This window comes from Marinobacter shengliensis (genome assembly GCF_003007715.1).
GTDB classification, from domain to species: Bacteria; Pseudomonadota; Gammaproteobacteria; order Pseudomonadales; family Oleiphilaceae; genus Marinobacter; species Marinobacter shengliensis.
In genome coordinates this window covers 49,524-64,353 of record NZ_PXNO01000001.1, presented here as the reverse complement: position 1 = coordinate 64,353, position 14,830 = coordinate 49,524, and the positions used below count along the sequence as shown (strand labels likewise).

The following is a 14,830-nucleotide window of genomic DNA, read 5'->3' as shown; positions in this document are numbered from 1 at the left end:
GAATAAAAAACGATGCTCCGCATGAGGTGAAACTGGAGAATTACGTCACCTCAACCACATCAATCCGCAATTCCTTAGGCATGGAAAACACAATATTCTCCTCCCTGCCCGCCACTTCCTGCGGCTCTTCCCCACCCAGCTCCTTCAGCCGGCTGATTACATCCGCTACCAGCACTTCCGGGGCAGAAGCACCCGCCGTTACACCGACGGCCTGTTTACCTTCCAGCCATTGCGGATCAATCTGGGCAGCTTCGTCGATCAGGTAGGCTGGGGTACCCATGCGTTCGGCCAGTTCCCGCAGGCGGTTGGAGTTGGAGCTGTTCGGTGAACCGACAACCAGCATCAGGTCGCAGTCGCCGGCCAGTTGTTTGACGGCATCCTGGCGGTTCTGAGTTGCGTAGCAGATGTCGTCTTTGCGGGGGCCTTCGATTTCCGGAAATTTGGCGCGCAGGGCGTCGATGACACGGGCGGTGTCGTCCATGGAAAGGGTGGTCTGGGTGACGTAGGCGAGGCGGCTGGGGTCTTTCACTTCCAGCTTTTGTACGTCCGCTTCGTCTTCTACCAGGTAGATGTCGCCGCCGTTGCTGTGGTCGTACTGGCCCATGGTTCCTTCGACTTCCGGGTGGCCATGGTGGCCGATGAGGATGCACTCGCGGCCGTCGCGGCTGTAGCGCATGACTTCCATGTGGACTTTGGTGACCAGTGGGCAGGTGGCGTCGAAGACCTTCAGGCCACGGCGGGCGGCTTCGTTCTGTACTGCCTGGGACACGCCGTGGGCGCTGAAGATGACCAACTTGTCGTCTGGCACTTCGTGCAGTTCGTCGACAAAGATCGCCCCGCGGTTGCGGAGGTTGTCGACGACGAATTTGTTGTGGACGACTTCGTGGCGCACGTAGATGGGGGCGCCGAATACGTCGAGGGCGCGGTTTACGATTTCTATGGCGCGGTCTACGCCGGCACAGAAGCCACGGGGGTTAGCGAGTCGGATTTGCATCATCTTGCCTTTGGAGTTTCCGCCTGGTGGAGTTGGTCGCCCGCGTGCTGCGGGGAGGAGCTTTCAGGGACACGCTGTGAATACGTCCGTGTACGCTTGACTGCAGCACCCCTGCTGCAGACAGTCCCTGAAAGTACCTCCCCGCACCCCGCTATATTCGGATCAGGTGTTCAAGGCTCAATTCGAGCCTTCAATGAGTCGGGCCGGCCGGCTCCACGTCAATAATCTTCACTTCAAAGCTCAGTGTATGCCCTGCCAGCGGGTGATTAAAGTCCACATCCACTTGATCACCTTCCACCCGTTTGATCACACCGGGCAGCTCCTGCTGGCGCGCATCGGCGAAAGACACCACCACGCCGGGCTCCAGCACCATGTCGGCGCTGAATTCGTGGCGTTTGAAGGTCTGTACGTTGCTGGGGTTGTGCTGGCCGAAGGCTTTTTCCGGTGGCACCTGGAAGGTTTGGTGGTCGCCGGCTTTCAGGCCCATTAAATAGGCCTCGAAGTTTTCCGGCAGGTTTTCGTCGCCGATTTCCAGGGTGGCCGGTTCTTTATCGAAGGTGGAGTCCACGGTTTCGCCATCCTCAAATTTGAGGGCGAAGTGGAGTTTTACGCGGGTTCCCTTGTCGATAGGTAGGTCTTTCATGGGAATCAGTTGCTCCGGTTGGCATCGCCGCTGTCGTCAGCGGGTTTGCGGAATGCGTCGAGTATCATCATGGCGGCACCGATGGTGATGGCGGTGTCGGCCAGGTTGAAGGCCGGGAAATGCCAGTCCTGCCAGTAGAAGTGCAGGAAGTCCACCACGTAGCCATGCACTACCCGGTCGTAGACGTTACCAAGGGCGCCACCGAGGATGAGTACGATGGCGATGGCCATCCAGGTTTCGTGGCTCTGGAGTTTTCTGAGCCAGCCTACCAGTACCACGCTGACCACGATGGCCAGGGTTACGAAGAACCAGCGCTGCCAGCCGGCGGCATCCGCCAGGAAGCTGAAAGCAGCGCCCGTGTTGTGCAGCAGGGTCAGGTTGAAGCTGGGCATCACCGGTACGGGGTTGCCGTAGGTGAGCATGGCGGTGGCGAGGGCTTTGGTGCCCAGGTCCAGGGCTATCACCAGCACCGCCAGCCACAACCATTTTAACTTGCTACCCACACGGGCTTCAGTCATCACAGCGTCCATCAGGCGTAGGCGCGGGTTTCGCCCGGGCCTTCCACGTTGGTAACGCAGCGGCCGCACAGGTCGCTGTGCTGCTCATTGGCACCCACATCTTCGCGGTGGTGCCAGCAGCGTTCGCACTTGGCGTGGGCAGCCGGCTGCACTTTCACCAGCAGGCCTTCCAGGTTGGTTTGCTCGGCGCCCGCCGCTTCGCTCACCGGTTTCACGGTAGCTTCTGAGGTAATCAGCACAAAGCGCAACTCTTCGCCCAGGTGGTTCAGGCGCTCAGCCAGGCTACCTTCACAGTACAAAGTGACTTCCGCACTGAGGGAGCCTTTGATTTCGCCACGAGCACGGGCTTCTTCCAGGCATTTGTTGACGGCTTCTTTCACCGCGTAGATCTCGCGCCAGTAATCGCGGCCTAGCTTGAAGTCGTCCGGCAGTGCGGTCAGGCCTTCGTACCAGGTTTCGTAGAACACGGTGTCGCCGCGCTTGCCTGGCAGGTGCTGCCAGATTTCATCGGCGGTGAAGCTCAGGATCGGCGCAATCCAGCGCACCAGCGCTTCGGCCACATGATAGAGCGCCGTCTGGCAGGATCGCCGGGCCAGGCTGTCGGCCTGGGTGGTGTACTGGCGGTCTTTGATGATGTCCAGGTAGAAACCGCCCAGGGTGGCCTCACAGAAGTTGTACACTTTCTGGTAAATTTTCAGGAAGGCGTAGTTGCCGTAGTCTTCGTGCAGTTCGTTCTGCAGCTGCAGGGCACGGTCCACCATCCAGCGGTCCAGGGCAATCATGTCTTCCGGCGCTACCATGTGCTGCTCCGGATCAAACCCGGTCAGGTTGCTCAGCAGGAAGCGGGCGGTGTTACGGATACGGCGATAGCCGTCTGCCGTCTGGCGCAGGATGTCCTTAGAGACGCTCATCTCACCGCTGTAGTCGGTGGCGGATACCCACAAGCGCAGGATGTCGGCACCCAGTTCGTTCATCACTTCCTGTGGCGCGATCACGTTGCCCATGGATTTGGACATCTTGTAACCTTTGGCGTCCACGGTGAAGCCGTGGGTCAGCACCTGCTTGTACGGGGCCACGCCGTTCATGGCGATGGAGGTTTTCAGGGACGACTGGAACCAGCCACGGTGCTGGTCAGAGCCTTCCAGGTACATATCGGCAGGGAACTGGCCCAGCTCTTCACGTACCCGCAAAACCGAGTCGTGGGTGACGCCAGAATCGAACCATACGTCCAGGGTATCCAGCACCTTCTCGTACTGGTCGGCGTCTGCGCCCAGCAGTTCGCTCTGATCCAACTCGTACCAGGCGTCGATGCCGCCGGCCTCAACCGCCTGAGCGACTTTCTCGAACAGTTCCTGGGTGTTGGGGTGCAGTTCCTGGGTTTCCTTGTGGATAAACAGGGTAATCGGCACCCCCCAGGTACGCTGACGGGAGATACACCAGTCGGGGCTCTGCTCGAACATGGCTTCAATGCGATTCTGGCCCCAGCCCGGAACCCAGCGGACGCCTTTGATGGCCTCCAGGGCATCGGCACGCAGGTTGAGCTTGTCCATGCTGATGAACCACTGGGGCGTGGCCCGGTAGATCAGCGGGGTTTTGGTACGCCAGCAGTGCGGGTAGCTGTGGCGGAATTTCTCCGAACGTACCAGCTTACCTTCACGCTCCAGCGCGCTGCACACTGGCTCGTCGGCCTTGTATACGTGTACACCGGCAAACTCGCCAGCAGCTTCGGTGTAGGTGCCGTCGGCTTTAACCAGATTGATGGTGCCAATGCCGTAGGCTTTGCCTACTTCAAAGTCTTCCATGCCGTGGTCTGGTGCGGTGTGCACAGCACCGGTACCGGCATCCAGGGAAACGTGGTCACCCAGTAGCACCGGAACCTGTTTGTCATACACCGGATGGTGCAACAGCTGGTTTTCCAACGCGGCACCGGCCACGTTGGCCAGCACCTGATAATCTTCCACGCCCCAGCGGGCCATGATGCCCTGCACCATGTCGGTGGCCAGGATCATGCGCTCCGGGCCGTTGCCGGCATCCAGCTGCACCAGGGCATATTCCAGGTCCGCACCGATGGACACCGCCTGGTTGGCGGGAATGGTCCAGGGAGTAGTGGTCCAGATCACCAGGGATACATCACCCTGGCCGCCGTCGGTTCCGAAGGCTTTGAGGACTGCGTCCTGATCCACGGCGGTGAAGCGCACGTCGATCTGGGTCGAGGTTTTATCCTGGTATTCAACTTCGGCTTCTGCCAGTGCGGACTGACCAACCACACTCCAGTAAACCGGCTTGAACCCACGCACCAGATGGCCCTTGGCGACGATTTTGCCCAGCGCCCGCACAATGCCCGCTTCGACTTTCGGGTCCATGGTCAGGTAAGGCTTATCCCATTCGCCCATCACACCCAGACGAATAAAATCGGCTTTCTGGCCTTCAACCTGCTTGATCGCGTAATCGCGACAGGCCTGGCGGAAGGTTTTGTAATCCACCTTCACGCCGGCCTTGCCGATTTCCTGCTCCACCTTGTGTTCAATGGGCAGGCCATGGCAATCCCAGCCGGGCACGTAGGGTGCGTCATAGCCCATGAAACTGCGGGATTTCACGATCATGTCTTTCAGGATCTTGTTGACCGCATGCCCGATGTGAATGCTGCCGTTGGCGTAGGGAGGGCCATCGTGCAGGATGAACTTTTCCCGGCCTTCACGCTGCTTGCGCAGGTTGCCATAGACGTTCAGGTCCTGCCAGTGCTTGAGCATCTCCGGCTCGCGCTTGGCCAGGTTGCCGCGCATGGGGAACGCGGTTTCCGGCAGATTCAGGGTATGCTTGTAGTCGCTCATGTTTGTGTGCGTACTCTTTGGTTGGTCAGTTGAATCAGGTTTCCGGCGTGGCGGGGTTATTCGCCAGCCAGGCCCGGGCATGCTCAAAATCCCGGGCGATCTGTTGCCGAAGTTCGTCAACAGAGTCGAATTTCACTTCGTCCCGCAGGCCATGGCGGAACACCACTTCCAGGTGCTGGCCATAAAGTGTGCCAGCAAAGTCGAACAGGTGCACTTCCAGTGACGGCCGCTTGCCGTCTACCGTGGGGCGCAGGCCGATATTGGCCACGCCATCGCGCCATTCACCGGTTTCAAGCCGGGCCCGCACCACGTACACGCCACGCAGTGCCGGCATCTTATGCAGCAGAATGTTGGCTGTGGGGGCGCCGATCTGGCGCCCCAGCTGGCGCCCGTAAACAATCCGGCCGTGAATGCGATAAGGGTGCCCGAGCAAACGTTCCGCTTCCTTAAGGCCGTTCACATTCAGGGCATTGCGCACGCGGGTACTGCTGACCCGCTCGCCATCTACCGTCACAGTGCGGGTGTTTTCGACGCTAAAATCATGCTCTTGGCCCACCTGCTCCAGCAATCTGAAGTCCCCGGCCCGGTCGCAGCCAAAACGGAAGTCATCGCCCACCACAAGATGGCGCACCGCCAGGCCCTGGATGAGCACATCTTCCACAAAGCCCATGGCAGAGTAACTGCGGAATCGCTCGTCGAAACGGATGCACAGCACCACATCCACGCCCTCTGCCAACAATGCTTCGAATTTCTGGCGGAACGGCATCAGTCTTGGTGGCGCGTCAGCACCCTGAAAAAACTCCCGGGGCTGAGGCTCAAAAATCATCACCACCGAGGGCACATCCAGCTCAGCGGCTTTCTGCTTTACCTGATCAATAATGGTTTTGTGGCCCAGGTGCACGCCATCAAAGTTGCCGATGGTCGCCACACAGCCATCGGCGAGCGGCGAATCCGCTTGCCCGGACAGGCGCTTAAGATTGGTCAGGCCTCGAATCAGACGCATGTACTGCGAACCTTAACTTGCCAGCTGGCTTTGTGGCGCACCTGCCCGAGAAGCGAGATGCGCTGGTGAGAAAACGCGCGATTATACCTCATGCTGGGGTGCGGTAGAAATCTTGAGGCTGCTTACTTCTGGCGGAACTGGCGAACCCGCACACCTACCAGGGCCAGAGCCACAAAATAGGCCGCCACCCCGGCAACCACCAGAATCCCCATATCGATGGCCCGCTGCAGACCACTGGCGGCAAGCCAGTCTGCCACCGGGGCATTCAGCCAGAACACCACCGCCGCCAGGGCGGCATTGGCCACCAACAACTGAATCAGGAACCTGGGCCAGCCCGGCTGGCTTTTCCAGACGCCCTCTTTGCGCAATCCGCGCCAGAGTAGGTAGCCGTTCAGCCAGGCCGAAATGGAAGTCGCCAGCGCCAGGCCAGCATGAGCCAGCGGCACAATCAACGCCAGGTTGAAGGCCATATTGGCAACCATGGCAATTACGCCGATCTTGACCGGCGTTTTGGTGTCTTCCCGGGAGAAAAAGCCCGGCGCCAGCACCTTAATCAGCATGAACGCCAGCAGACCGGCGGAATAAGCCCGGAGACTCTGGGCCGACATGGTCACATCACGATCGGTCACCTCACCGTAATGGAACAGGGTGGCAATCAGCGGTTCCGCCAACAGCGCCAGTGCCAGCGCTGCCGGCACACCAATCAACAGCACCGCGCGCACGGCCCAGTCCAGGGTAGCGGCAAACTGATCTTTGGACGCCGCCGCATGCTTGCGCGACAGGCTAGGCAGAATCACCGTGGCAATTGCGATACCGAACACCCCAAGCGGCAATTCAGACAAACGATCAGAGTAGTACAACCAGGACACGCTGCCCGTTTGCAGGAAAGAGGCCAGCACGGTATCCAGCAGCAGGTTGATCTGACTTACCGACACGCCGAACAGCGCCGGCGCCATCAATTTCAGTATTCGGCTGACGCCCTCATGCTTGTAATCCACCCTCGGCCTTGGCAGCAGCCCCAGGCGCATCAGGAAGGGCAACTGGAAAAACAACTGCAGGGCTCCGGCAATAAACACCCCCCAGGCCAGCGCCATCACAGGTTCATCCATCACAGGCGCCAGGAAGATGGCTGCGCCGATCATGGCCAGATTCAGCAACACCGGTGTAAACGCAGGAATCGCGAACCGGTCATAACTGTTCAGAATGCCACCGGCGAACGCCGTGAGAGAGATCAGCAGCAGGTAAGGAAACGTGATGCGCAGCATATCGCTGGCCAAAGCGAACTTGACGTCATCGCCCAGAAAGCCTGGCGCGAAAATAGTAGTTAGCACCGGAGCCCCGAGCATGGCGACCAGCGTAACCGCCAGCAGCACCAGGCCAAGAGAGCCAGCCACCGCATCCACCAGGCGCTTGACCTCGGAGATGTCGCGTTTTTCCCGGTAAGACGACAGCACCGGCACGAAGGCCTGAGAGAAGGCGCCTTCAGCAAACAGGCGGCGCAGGAAGTTGGGAATCTTGAACGCCACGAAGAAGGCATCCGCTGCGGTGCCGGCCCCGAAATAGCGAGCAATCACCATATCCCGCACCAACCCCAGCACCCGCGAGAGCATAGTCATCACGCCAACCACCCCGGACGAACGCAGCAAGCCGGGCGCTTTCGGCGGCTCCTGAACTGGGTGCTGAGAATCTATTGGTCGAGGTTCCGATGACATGGTTATGGGCGTCCAGAAATCCAGGGTTCAGGCCGGAACGGCGTTTCGGTAATCCGCAAGGTGCCAGCCACAGCCGGATCAGGCCCCATGCAGGCGATGCGGGAGTGTATCACAGGCCTTTTCAACACGGGGATTACTGAGCCGCGGGCCTTGACATTTGGGGCTTTCGGCGGCATAGTTCCGCGTCATTTATTCCGACGCGCTGGTTTTGGCGCGCCTGCGATGTAAACATATTCAGTAGTTACAGCAACGAATTTCAGGAGTTTTACGGTGGCAAATTCCCCGCAAGCCAAGAAGCGCGCTCGTCAGAACGAGAAAAACCGCAAGCACAACGCCAGCCTGCGTTCCATGGCACGCACTTACATGAAGAAAGTAGACGCCCAGATCAAAGCTGGCAGCTACGAAGGCGCTCAAGAAGCCCTGAAGACCGCTCAGCCGATTCTGGACAGCATGGTCAACAAAGGCATCTTCGCCAAGAACAAGGTTGCTCGTCATAAGAGCCGCCTGAACGCCAAGATCAAGGCTCTGAAAGCTGCCTAAATCTTGCGCTCATAAAAAACCGGCTTCGTGCCGGTTTTTTTGTGCCTGAAATTTACCTGCTATACGAACAACTCAGACCACAACCAGATTATCCCGATGAATCATCTCTTCGTCGGAGACATAACCCAGCACATCGGCAATGCGATCGCTTGAGCGGCCGGCAATGGCCCTTGCTTCGTCCGCATCGTAATTGACCAGCCCACGGGCAATCTCTTTACCATTCAGATCAACACAAGACACCATCTCGCCCCGCCGGAACTGGCCGGCTATGGCCTTTACGCCTACCGGCAACAGACTGCGGCCGCCCTGGCGCAACACCTTTACCGCACCATCATCCAGCGTCAACTTACCCCGGGTTTGCAGATGGCTGGCAATCCACTGTTTGCGAGCCGCCATTCTGCCCTGCTCTGGAAGCAACAACGTGCCAATCACATCACCCTGCCGCAGGCGAGAAATCGCATGCTCAATACGCCCACCGACAATCACCGTGAAAGCTCCGGAACGGGCGGCCAACCGGGCGGCCCGAAGTTTGGTCAGCATACCGCCACGGCCGAGCGCCCCGGCGCCACCGCCGGCCATCGCATCCAAATCACGATCCTCGGCTCTACGCTCGGTAACCAGCTCGGCGTCCTGGTGCTTACGGGGGTCCTTGTTAAACAACCCCAACTGATCGGTCAGGATGATCAGACCATCGGCTTCGATCAGATTGGCAACCAGCGCCCCAAGCGTATCGTTGTCGCCAAAACGAATCTCATCGGTCACCACCGTATCGTTTTCATTGACGATGGGCACCACACCGTAATCCAGAAGGGTGCGCAACGTGCTACGGCCGTTCAGGTAACGCTTGCGATCCGAGAGGTCATCGTGGGTGAGCAGGATCTGGGCGGTGTGAATATCATGGCGCTTGAACTGCGCCTCCCAGGTTTGCACCAGGCCCATTTGACCAACTGCCGCAGCGGCCTGCAACTCGTGCAAATGCTGGGGCCGCGAGCTCCAGCCCAGTCGACTCATGCCTTCAGCCACCGAACCCGAGGACACCACCACCACTTCCACGCCTTCGGCAATCAGCTCCGCAATCTGGTCTACCCACAACCCGAGGGCCGCGACATCCAGCCCCTTGCCATCATCGGTAAGCAAGGCACTACCAATTTTGATAACCAGACGTCGAGCCTTTCGGAGCTGGAGGCGTTCACTCATGATTGTGATTCTGTCCCTTGGGGTTGCAGTTTACTCAGGGGCGTAGACGACTTCGACGTCGTAATCGTCGTCGTCAAAGTCATCATCGTCATCGGCTTCTCGCGCAGCCCTGCGAGCCTGTCGATCAGCTTCAATTCTGGCGCGTGCCTCTTCGTCCATCCGGCGGCGACGAGCGGCCTCCTGCTCGGCAACTTCTGGGTTCTCAGCTTCCTGCTCCGCTTGCTCTTCAATCCAGCGCATCACCGCCTGAACCAACGGCTTGGTGCCTTCACCACTCAATGCCGAGATGCGGAATACCGGACCTTCCCAGCCAAGCTCATCCACGATGGCCTGGCAACGGGCTTCACGATCTTCTTCTGGCACCATATCGACCTTGTTCAGCACCAGCCAGCGGGGGCGGCTCGCCAGGGTTTCACTGAACTTCTCCAACTCGTGAGCAATGGCCTTTACCGCCTCCACGGGGGACGAACCATCGTAAGGCGCCACATCCACCAAGTGCAGCAACAGGCGGGTACGCACCAGATGTTTAAGGAAGCGGATACCCAGCCCTGCGCCCTCGGCAGCGCCTTCGATCAACCCCGGAATGTCAGCAATAACAAAGCTCTGGTGGGCCTGAACACTAACCACACCCAGATTTGGTACCAACGTGGTAAACGGGTAGTCAGCCACCTTTGGTTTTGCCGCAGATACCGAACGAATGAAAGTAGATTTGCCGGCATTGGGCATACCCAGCAAACCGACATCCGCCAGAACCTTCAGCTCCAGGCGCAAATTACGGGTCTCACCTTCCGAGCCTTTGCTGGTCTGTCGTGGGGCACGATTGACTGATGACTTGAAACGGGTATTCCCCAGGCCATGAAAACCACCTTGCGCCACTTTCAGGCGCTGACCTTCTTTGGTGAGATCGCCCAGCACTTCGTGGGTATCCATATCGACAACGGTGGTTCCCACCGGTACCGGCAGAACAAGGTCTTCACCCTTGTTACCCGTGCAGTTACGGCCAGCACCCGGCTCGCCATTCTGGGCCTTGTGTTTGCGCTGGAAGCGGTAATCGATGAGCGTGTTCAGAGCGCTGTCTGCCTCCAGATAGACGGAACCGCCATCCCCGCCGTCACCGCCGTCGGGACCACCCTTGGGTACATACTTTTCCCGCCGGAAACTCAAGCAGCCATGGCCGCCTTTACCGGCTTCAACAATGATGGTGGCTTCGTCTACAAATTTCATACGCCTGATGCCTTTGCATAAACTAAAAAGCCCCGCAGCCTCATGGAAGCTTTGCGGGGCTCCGGATTCACCTGAGGGCTGATCAGATCAGCATATCAGGCTCATCCAAGGTTCGACAGAACCGGATCGCCGCTGCTTACGCAGCCGGAACGATGCTCACGAACTTGCGGTTCTGCGGGCCTTTGGTCTCGAACTTCACCTGACCTTCCGCTTTCGCGAACAGGGTGTGGTCCTTGCCAATGCCTACGTTGCTGCCAGCGTGGAAACGGGTGCCACGCTGACGAATGATGATGCTGCCTGCAGTGACAGTCTCACCGCCGTAGCGCTTGACACCAAGTCGTTTCGACTCGGAATCGCGACCGTTACGGGTACTACCTGCTGCCTTTTTATGAGCCATTACCAGCCTCCTTCATTAAGGGGTTATTCGAGGGCTTAGCCCTGGATACCCGTGATCTTGACTTCAGTAAACCACTGACGGTGGCCCTGACGCTTCATGTGATGCTTACGACGACGGAACTTGATGATGTTGATCTTGTCGTGACGACCATGGCTAACCACTTCAGCGGTCACCTTGGCGCCATCAACTACCGGGGCACCGACTTTAACGTCGTCGCCGTTGGCAACCAGAAGAACACGATCGAACTCAACAGAGCCGCCGGTTTCAACTTCCAGCTTTTCAAGCTTCAGAGTTTCGCCTTCTTTTACACGGTGCTGCTTACCACCGCTAACAATAACTGCGTACATTCATAGTCTCCGCGATTGACCCATCCCTGCTCTTATCCACCTGGTTCTAAGGGAGGCGCTCTGGCGACCCTATTGCAGGGAGCGCAGGTTGGGATGAGTTGGGCGCGTGATTGTACGAAAAGCCGCCGGGCAATACAAGTCAGATTCCCGGGCAAGTTGACACTGTAGGCAGCAATACCTAGCATTGCCGCGTCCTGCCCGAAAACTCAACGAAAACACCAGCAAGGGACGTACCAGCCCGATGACAGCCCAGCGTATCCACGACACCGTGGCGGAAGACTTCAGCCGCGTCAATGACCTGATAATCCAGCGGCTTGCCTCTGACGTCCCGATGGTTGAGAAGATCGCCCAGTACATCATTGAAAGCGGCGGCAAACGCCTGCGGCCGCTACTGGTGCTGCTGTCCAGCCGGGCTGCAGGCTACAGCGAAAGCGAACACCTGAAACTGGCTGCCGTCATTGAGTTCCTGCACACCGCCACCCTGCTCCACGACGATGTTGTCGATACCTCTGACATGCGTCGGGGCCGGAGTACCGCCAACGCCAAATGGGGCAATGCCCCCAGTGTATTGGTAGGTGATTTCCTCTACGCCCGAGCCTTCGAGATGATGGTGGAACTGGAAAGTCTGCCGATCATGAACGTGCTGTCCCACGCCACGGCGGTGATTGCCGAAGGCGAAGTAATGCAGCTAATGAATGTAAAAAACCCGGATCTTACCGAAGAGCAGTACATGGTCGTCATTCACAACAAGACCGCCATGCTGTTCGAGGCGTCCTCCCATACCGGCGCGCTGCTGGCGGGTGCCGATGACACACAGGAAGCTGCACTGAAAGACTACGGCAAGCACCTGGGCCTGGCGTTCCAGCTGGTGGACGACGTTCTCGATTATCTGGGCGACGCCGAAACCATGGGCAAAAACGTGGGCGACGACCTGGCCGAAGGCAAAACCACTCTGCCCCTGATTTACGCCATGGCCAACGGCAGCGACGAAGAGCGACAACTGATTCGACAGGCCATCCGCAAGGGCGGTCTGGACGACCTGCCCAAGGTACTGGAGATTGTCAAAGCCTCCGGCGCCATTGAATACACCATGGCCAAGGCAAAGGAACAGGCACAGATCGCCTGCAACCTGCTCAACTCCCTGCCCGAGTCTGAGCACCGGAAGGCCTTGGAGTTGCTGACTGAAGTGGCGGTAGCCCGAGTCAGCTGACTATCGAGCCGGGCGGCAAACCATCAGGCGCCGCCCGTTCTAGTGCCTTAGCCAACCTGCTCGCGGCCATGGGGCGCATCGAAGTCCAGATCTGGCCCAACCGGCACCACCTGTGTCGGGTTGATGGTGCGCTGGCTGACATAGTAATGCTGCTTGATCTGCCGAATATCCACGGTCTCGGCCACTCCGGGCACCTGGTACAGCTCCCGCACATAACCCGACAGGTTCGGATAATCCCTGATCTGCTGTCGATTGCACTTGAAATGGCTGTAATACACGGCATCAAACCGAACCAACGTGGTGAACAAGCGCCAGTCTGCCTCGGTAAGCTGGCTGCCGGTCAGATAGCGCTTCCCCGCCAGGATCTGCTCAAGCCAGTCCAGAGAATCAAACAGCGCGCTGTAGGCTTCTTCGTATTTGTCTTGCGCAGTCGCGAAGCCGGCTTTGTAAACACCATTGTTAACAGTGTCATAAACCCGCTCGTTCACCGAATCGATCTGCTGGCGCAACTGCTCCGGGTATAGGTCCAGACCGGAACTCACACCTTCCAGGCCATTAAACGCGGAATTGAACATCCGGATAATATCGGCAGATTCATTGCTGACAATGGTTTCCCGCCGCTTATCCCACAACACCGGTACGGTCACCCGCCCGGAATAGTCTGGCGCGGCCCGTGTGTAAATCTGATGCATAAACTGCGACTGGTAGAGGTGATCATGGTGAGCCGGGTCATCCTCCCGGAACTCCCAGCCATTCTCCACCATATCCGGATGCACAACCGACACCCCAATGTGTTGCTCAAGCCCCTTAAGCTTCCGGAAAATCAGTGTCCGGTGCGCCCAGGGGCAGGCCATCGACACATACAGGTGGTAGCGCCCACTCTCCGCTGCAAAACCGCCCTCACCCGCCGGGCCGGGCGAGCCGTCCGCGGTCACCCAGTTACGGAACCGCGCCGCTTCCCGCTCAAACTTACCACCGGTTTTCTCGGTGTCGTACCACTCATCGTGCCACTGACCATCAACCAACAAACCCATAAAACCTCCCCTGGGGTCAGACCCCTGTGAATAACTGCGGACTTATCAACAGGGGTCTGACCCCAATTTATTTGTCCACACAAATTCACAGGGGTCTGACCCCGTTTACAAATGTTGGAGACAGGTTACCGGGTGGGCTGGTAGGCTGATAGCAAGCATTTCTGGCAAACACTTTCAGATAATTCGAACATGCATACCGCCATTACGATTGACGCACTTAAAGTGCTGGACGCCATTGACCGCAAGGGCAGTTTTGCCGGGGCTGCCTCGGAGCTGTTCCGGGTGCCTTCGGCCATCAGTTACACGGTTCAGAAGCTCGAAGAAGATCTGAACGTCAGTATCTTTGACAGGAGCGGCCACAAGGCTGTGTTGACCTCGGCCGGGCGGTATCTGCTTGAGGAGGGGCGTTCACTGCTGGAAGCCGCTGAGAACCTTGCCCATACCACGCGGCAGGTGGCCCAGGGCTGGGAAACCCGGCTGCGTATTGGCTTTAACTCGCTGCTGCCGGCTGAATGCCTGTTTCCGGCCATTCGGGATTTTCATCAGCTCGGGGTTCCGGTTGATGTGCAGATTATCGAAGAAGTCTTCGCCGGTGCCTGGGATGCCCTGCAAAGCCGTCGCGTTGATATGGTTGTCGGGGCTGACCTGCTGAGCAAACCTGCCGGAGCTTTCGCCACCAAATCACTGGGGGAGGTACCGTTTGTGTTTGCCGTAGGCGCAGAACACCCTCTCGCCAGTGTAACCGGCCCGCTGGCCGAAGCGGATATTGCGCCATATCCGGCAGCGGTAGCGGCGGATACGTCGCGCTCGCTGCCACCCGGCCATGCGGGAATATTCCGGCGCCAGAGAACCCTCACCGTCAGCAACATTGACCAAAAGATTCTGGCCCAGGAGGCAGGTCTGGGCGTTGGCTGGCTCCCCTACCCGCGTATCCGGGAACAGCTTGCCCGGGGCTCGCTGATTGCCAAAGAGACGAGTGAACCCCGCGCCGCCATCAGCGTACATCTGGCCCGCCACAGCGAAGACAAAGGCAAGGCACTGATGTGGTTCTGGGACAGACTCAGCAACGATGAGACCATCCACAAATGGCTTCAACCGGAATAAAATCGGGGCACCGGGGCCAATAGGCCCGATCATGTCATGGGCTATACTCCAAGGCCCGCAACCTTAACCGTGACAC

14 protein-coding genes are annotated in these 14,830 nt (G+C 58.6%); 3 read left to right on the top strand and 11 right to left on the bottom strand.

All coding sequences use genetic code 11. The features are described 5' to 3' along the window. Positions 1-40: 40 nt before the first annotated feature. From ispH to murJ, 6 genes are all read right to left on the bottom strand, one after another. A complete protein-coding gene (gene ispH, locus C7H10_RS00265) occupies positions 41-994 on the bottom strand; it encodes a 4-hydroxy-3-methylbut-2-enyl diphosphate reductase (protein WP_106693202.1) in 954 nt (317 codons plus the stop codon). Between the two features lie 190 nt (positions 995-1,184). Further along, the gene (gene fkpB, locus C7H10_RS00260; RefSeq protein WP_106693201.1) at positions 1,185-1,637 is read right to left on the bottom strand and encodes an FKBP-type peptidyl-prolyl cis-trans isomerase; all 453 of its coding nucleotides are present in this window, start codon (positions 1,635-1,637) and stop codon (positions 1,185-1,187) included. Between the two features lie 5 nt (positions 1,638-1,642). After that, positions 1,643-2,167, bottom strand: coding sequence for a signal peptidase II (lspA, locus tag C7H10_RS00255; protein WP_106693200.1), 525 nt, complete (start codon positions 2,165-2,167; stop codon positions 1,643-1,645). Then, positions 2,167-4,986 (bottom strand): isoleucine--tRNA ligase, encoded by a 2,820-nt coding sequence (ileS, locus tag C7H10_RS00250; protein ID WP_106693199.1) that lies wholly within the window; start codon positions 4,984-4,986, stop codon positions 2,167-2,169. The genes lspA and ileS overlap by 1 nt, the downstream gene beginning before the upstream one ends. Before the next feature lie 34 nt (positions 4,987-5,020). Further along, entirely contained in the window at positions 5,021-5,989 is a 969-nt protein-coding gene (gene ribF / locus C7H10_RS00245; RefSeq protein ID WP_106693198.1) for a bifunctional riboflavin kinase/FAD synthetase, read from the bottom strand. Positions 5,990-6,111: 122 nt separating this feature from the next. Further along, the gene (gene murJ, locus C7H10_RS00240; RefSeq protein ID WP_106693197.1) at positions 6,112-7,701 is read right to left on the bottom strand and encodes a murein biosynthesis integral membrane protein MurJ; all 1,590 of its coding nucleotides are present in this window, start codon (positions 7,699-7,701) and stop codon (positions 6,112-6,114) included. Positions 7,702-7,971: 270 nt separating this feature from the next. Here murJ and rpsT point away from each other — a divergent pair, with 270 nt between their 5' ends. After that, positions 7,972-8,241: a 30S ribosomal protein S20 gene (gene rpsT / locus C7H10_RS00235; protein ID WP_058091292.1), complete on the top strand. Its 270-nt coding sequence runs from the start codon at positions 7,972-7,974 to the stop codon at positions 8,239-8,241. A 72-nt stretch (positions 8,242-8,313) separates the two neighbouring features. On the opposite strand, the gene proB is transcribed toward rpsT, so the two are convergent. The 4 genes from proB to rplU form a co-directional block, all read right to left on the bottom strand. Then, the gene (gene proB / locus C7H10_RS00230) at positions 8,314-9,438 is read right to left on the bottom strand and encodes a glutamate 5-kinase (RefSeq protein WP_106693196.1); all 1,125 of its coding nucleotides are present in this window, start codon (positions 9,436-9,438) and stop codon (positions 8,314-8,316) included. A 30-nt stretch (positions 9,439-9,468) separates the two neighbouring features. Continuing rightward, a complete protein-coding gene (gene cgtA / locus C7H10_RS00225; protein WP_106693195.1) occupies positions 9,469-10,662 on the bottom strand; it encodes an Obg family GTPase CgtA in 1,194 nt (397 codons plus the stop codon). Between the two features lie 136 nt (positions 10,663-10,798). Then, complete coding sequence (gene rpmA, locus C7H10_RS00220) at positions 10,799-11,059, bottom strand: 50S ribosomal protein L27 (protein WP_022987754.1); 261 nt, start codon at positions 11,057-11,059, stop codon at positions 10,799-10,801. 35 nt (positions 11,060-11,094) lie between these two features. Next, positions 11,095-11,406: a 50S ribosomal protein L21 gene (gene rplU / locus C7H10_RS00215; RefSeq protein ID WP_061332366.1), complete on the bottom strand. Its 312-nt coding sequence runs from the start codon at positions 11,404-11,406 to the stop codon at positions 11,095-11,097. Positions 11,407-11,647: 241 nt separating this feature from the next. On the opposite strand from rplU, the gene ispB reads away from it, so the two are divergent. Beyond that, entirely contained in the window at positions 11,648-12,616 is a 969-nt protein-coding gene (gene ispB, locus C7H10_RS00210; protein ID WP_106693194.1) for an octaprenyl diphosphate synthase, read from the top strand. A gap of 47 nt (positions 12,617-12,663) precedes the next feature. Here ispB and C7H10_RS00205 read toward each other — a convergent pair whose 3' ends face one another. Beyond that, a complete protein-coding gene (locus C7H10_RS00205; protein ID WP_106693193.1) occupies positions 12,664-13,650 on the bottom strand; it encodes a glutathione S-transferase family protein in 987 nt (328 codons plus the stop codon). Positions 13,651-13,839: 189 nt separating this feature from the next. Here C7H10_RS00205 and C7H10_RS00200 point away from each other — a divergent pair, with 189 nt between their 5' ends. Continuing rightward, positions 13,840-14,754, top strand: a complete 915-nt coding sequence (locus tag C7H10_RS00200) for a LysR substrate-binding domain-containing protein (protein ID WP_106693192.1) — start codon at positions 13,840-13,842, stop codon at positions 14,752-14,754. Positions 14,755-14,830 lie beyond the last annotated feature (76 nt).

Coding starts and splice junctions, on each gene's coding strand:
- ispH (WP_106693202.1), bottom strand. CDS start 994: ATGCAAATCCGACTCGCTAACCCCCGTGGCTTCTGTGCCGGCGTAGAC.
- fkpB (WP_106693201.1), bottom strand. CDS start 1,637: ATGAAAGACCTACCTATCGACAAGGGAACCCGCGTAAAACTCCACTTC.
- lspA (WP_106693200.1), bottom strand. CDS start 2,167: ATGGACGCTGTGATGACTGAAGCCCGTGTGGGTAGCAAGTTAAAATGG.
- ileS (WP_106693199.1), bottom strand. CDS start 4,986: ATGAGCGACTACAAGCATACCCTGAATCTGCCGGAAACCGCGTTCCCC.
- ribF (WP_106693198.1), bottom strand. CDS start 5,989: ATGCGTCTGATTCGAGGCCTGACCAATCTTAAGCGCCTGTCCGGGCAA.
- murJ (WP_106693197.1), bottom strand. CDS start 7,701: ATGTCATCGGAACCTCGACCAATAGATTCTCAGCACCCAGTTCAGGAG.
- proB (WP_106693196.1), bottom strand. CDS start 9,438: ATGAGTGAACGCCTCCAGCTCCGAAAGGCTCGACGTCTGGTTATCAAA.
- cgtA (WP_106693195.1), bottom strand. CDS start 10,662: ATGAAATTTGTAGACGAAGCCACCATCATTGTTGAAGCCGGTAAAGGC.
- rpmA (WP_022987754.1), bottom strand. CDS start 11,059: ATGGCTCATAAAAAGGCAGCAGGTAGTACCCGTAACGGTCGCGATTCC.
- rplU (WP_061332366.1), bottom strand. CDS start 11,406: ATGTACGCAGTTATTGTTAGCGGTGGTAAGCAGCACCGTGTAAAAGAA.
- ispB (WP_106693194.1), top strand. CDS start 11,648: ATGACAGCCCAGCGTATCCACGACACCGTGGCGGAAGACTTCAGCCGC.
- C7H10_RS00205 (WP_106693193.1), bottom strand. CDS start 13,650: ATGGGTTTGTTGGTTGATGGTCAGTGGCACGATGAGTGGTACGACACC.
- C7H10_RS00200 (WP_106693192.1), top strand. CDS start 13,840: ATGCATACCGCCATTACGATTGACGCACTTAAAGTGCTGGACGCCATT.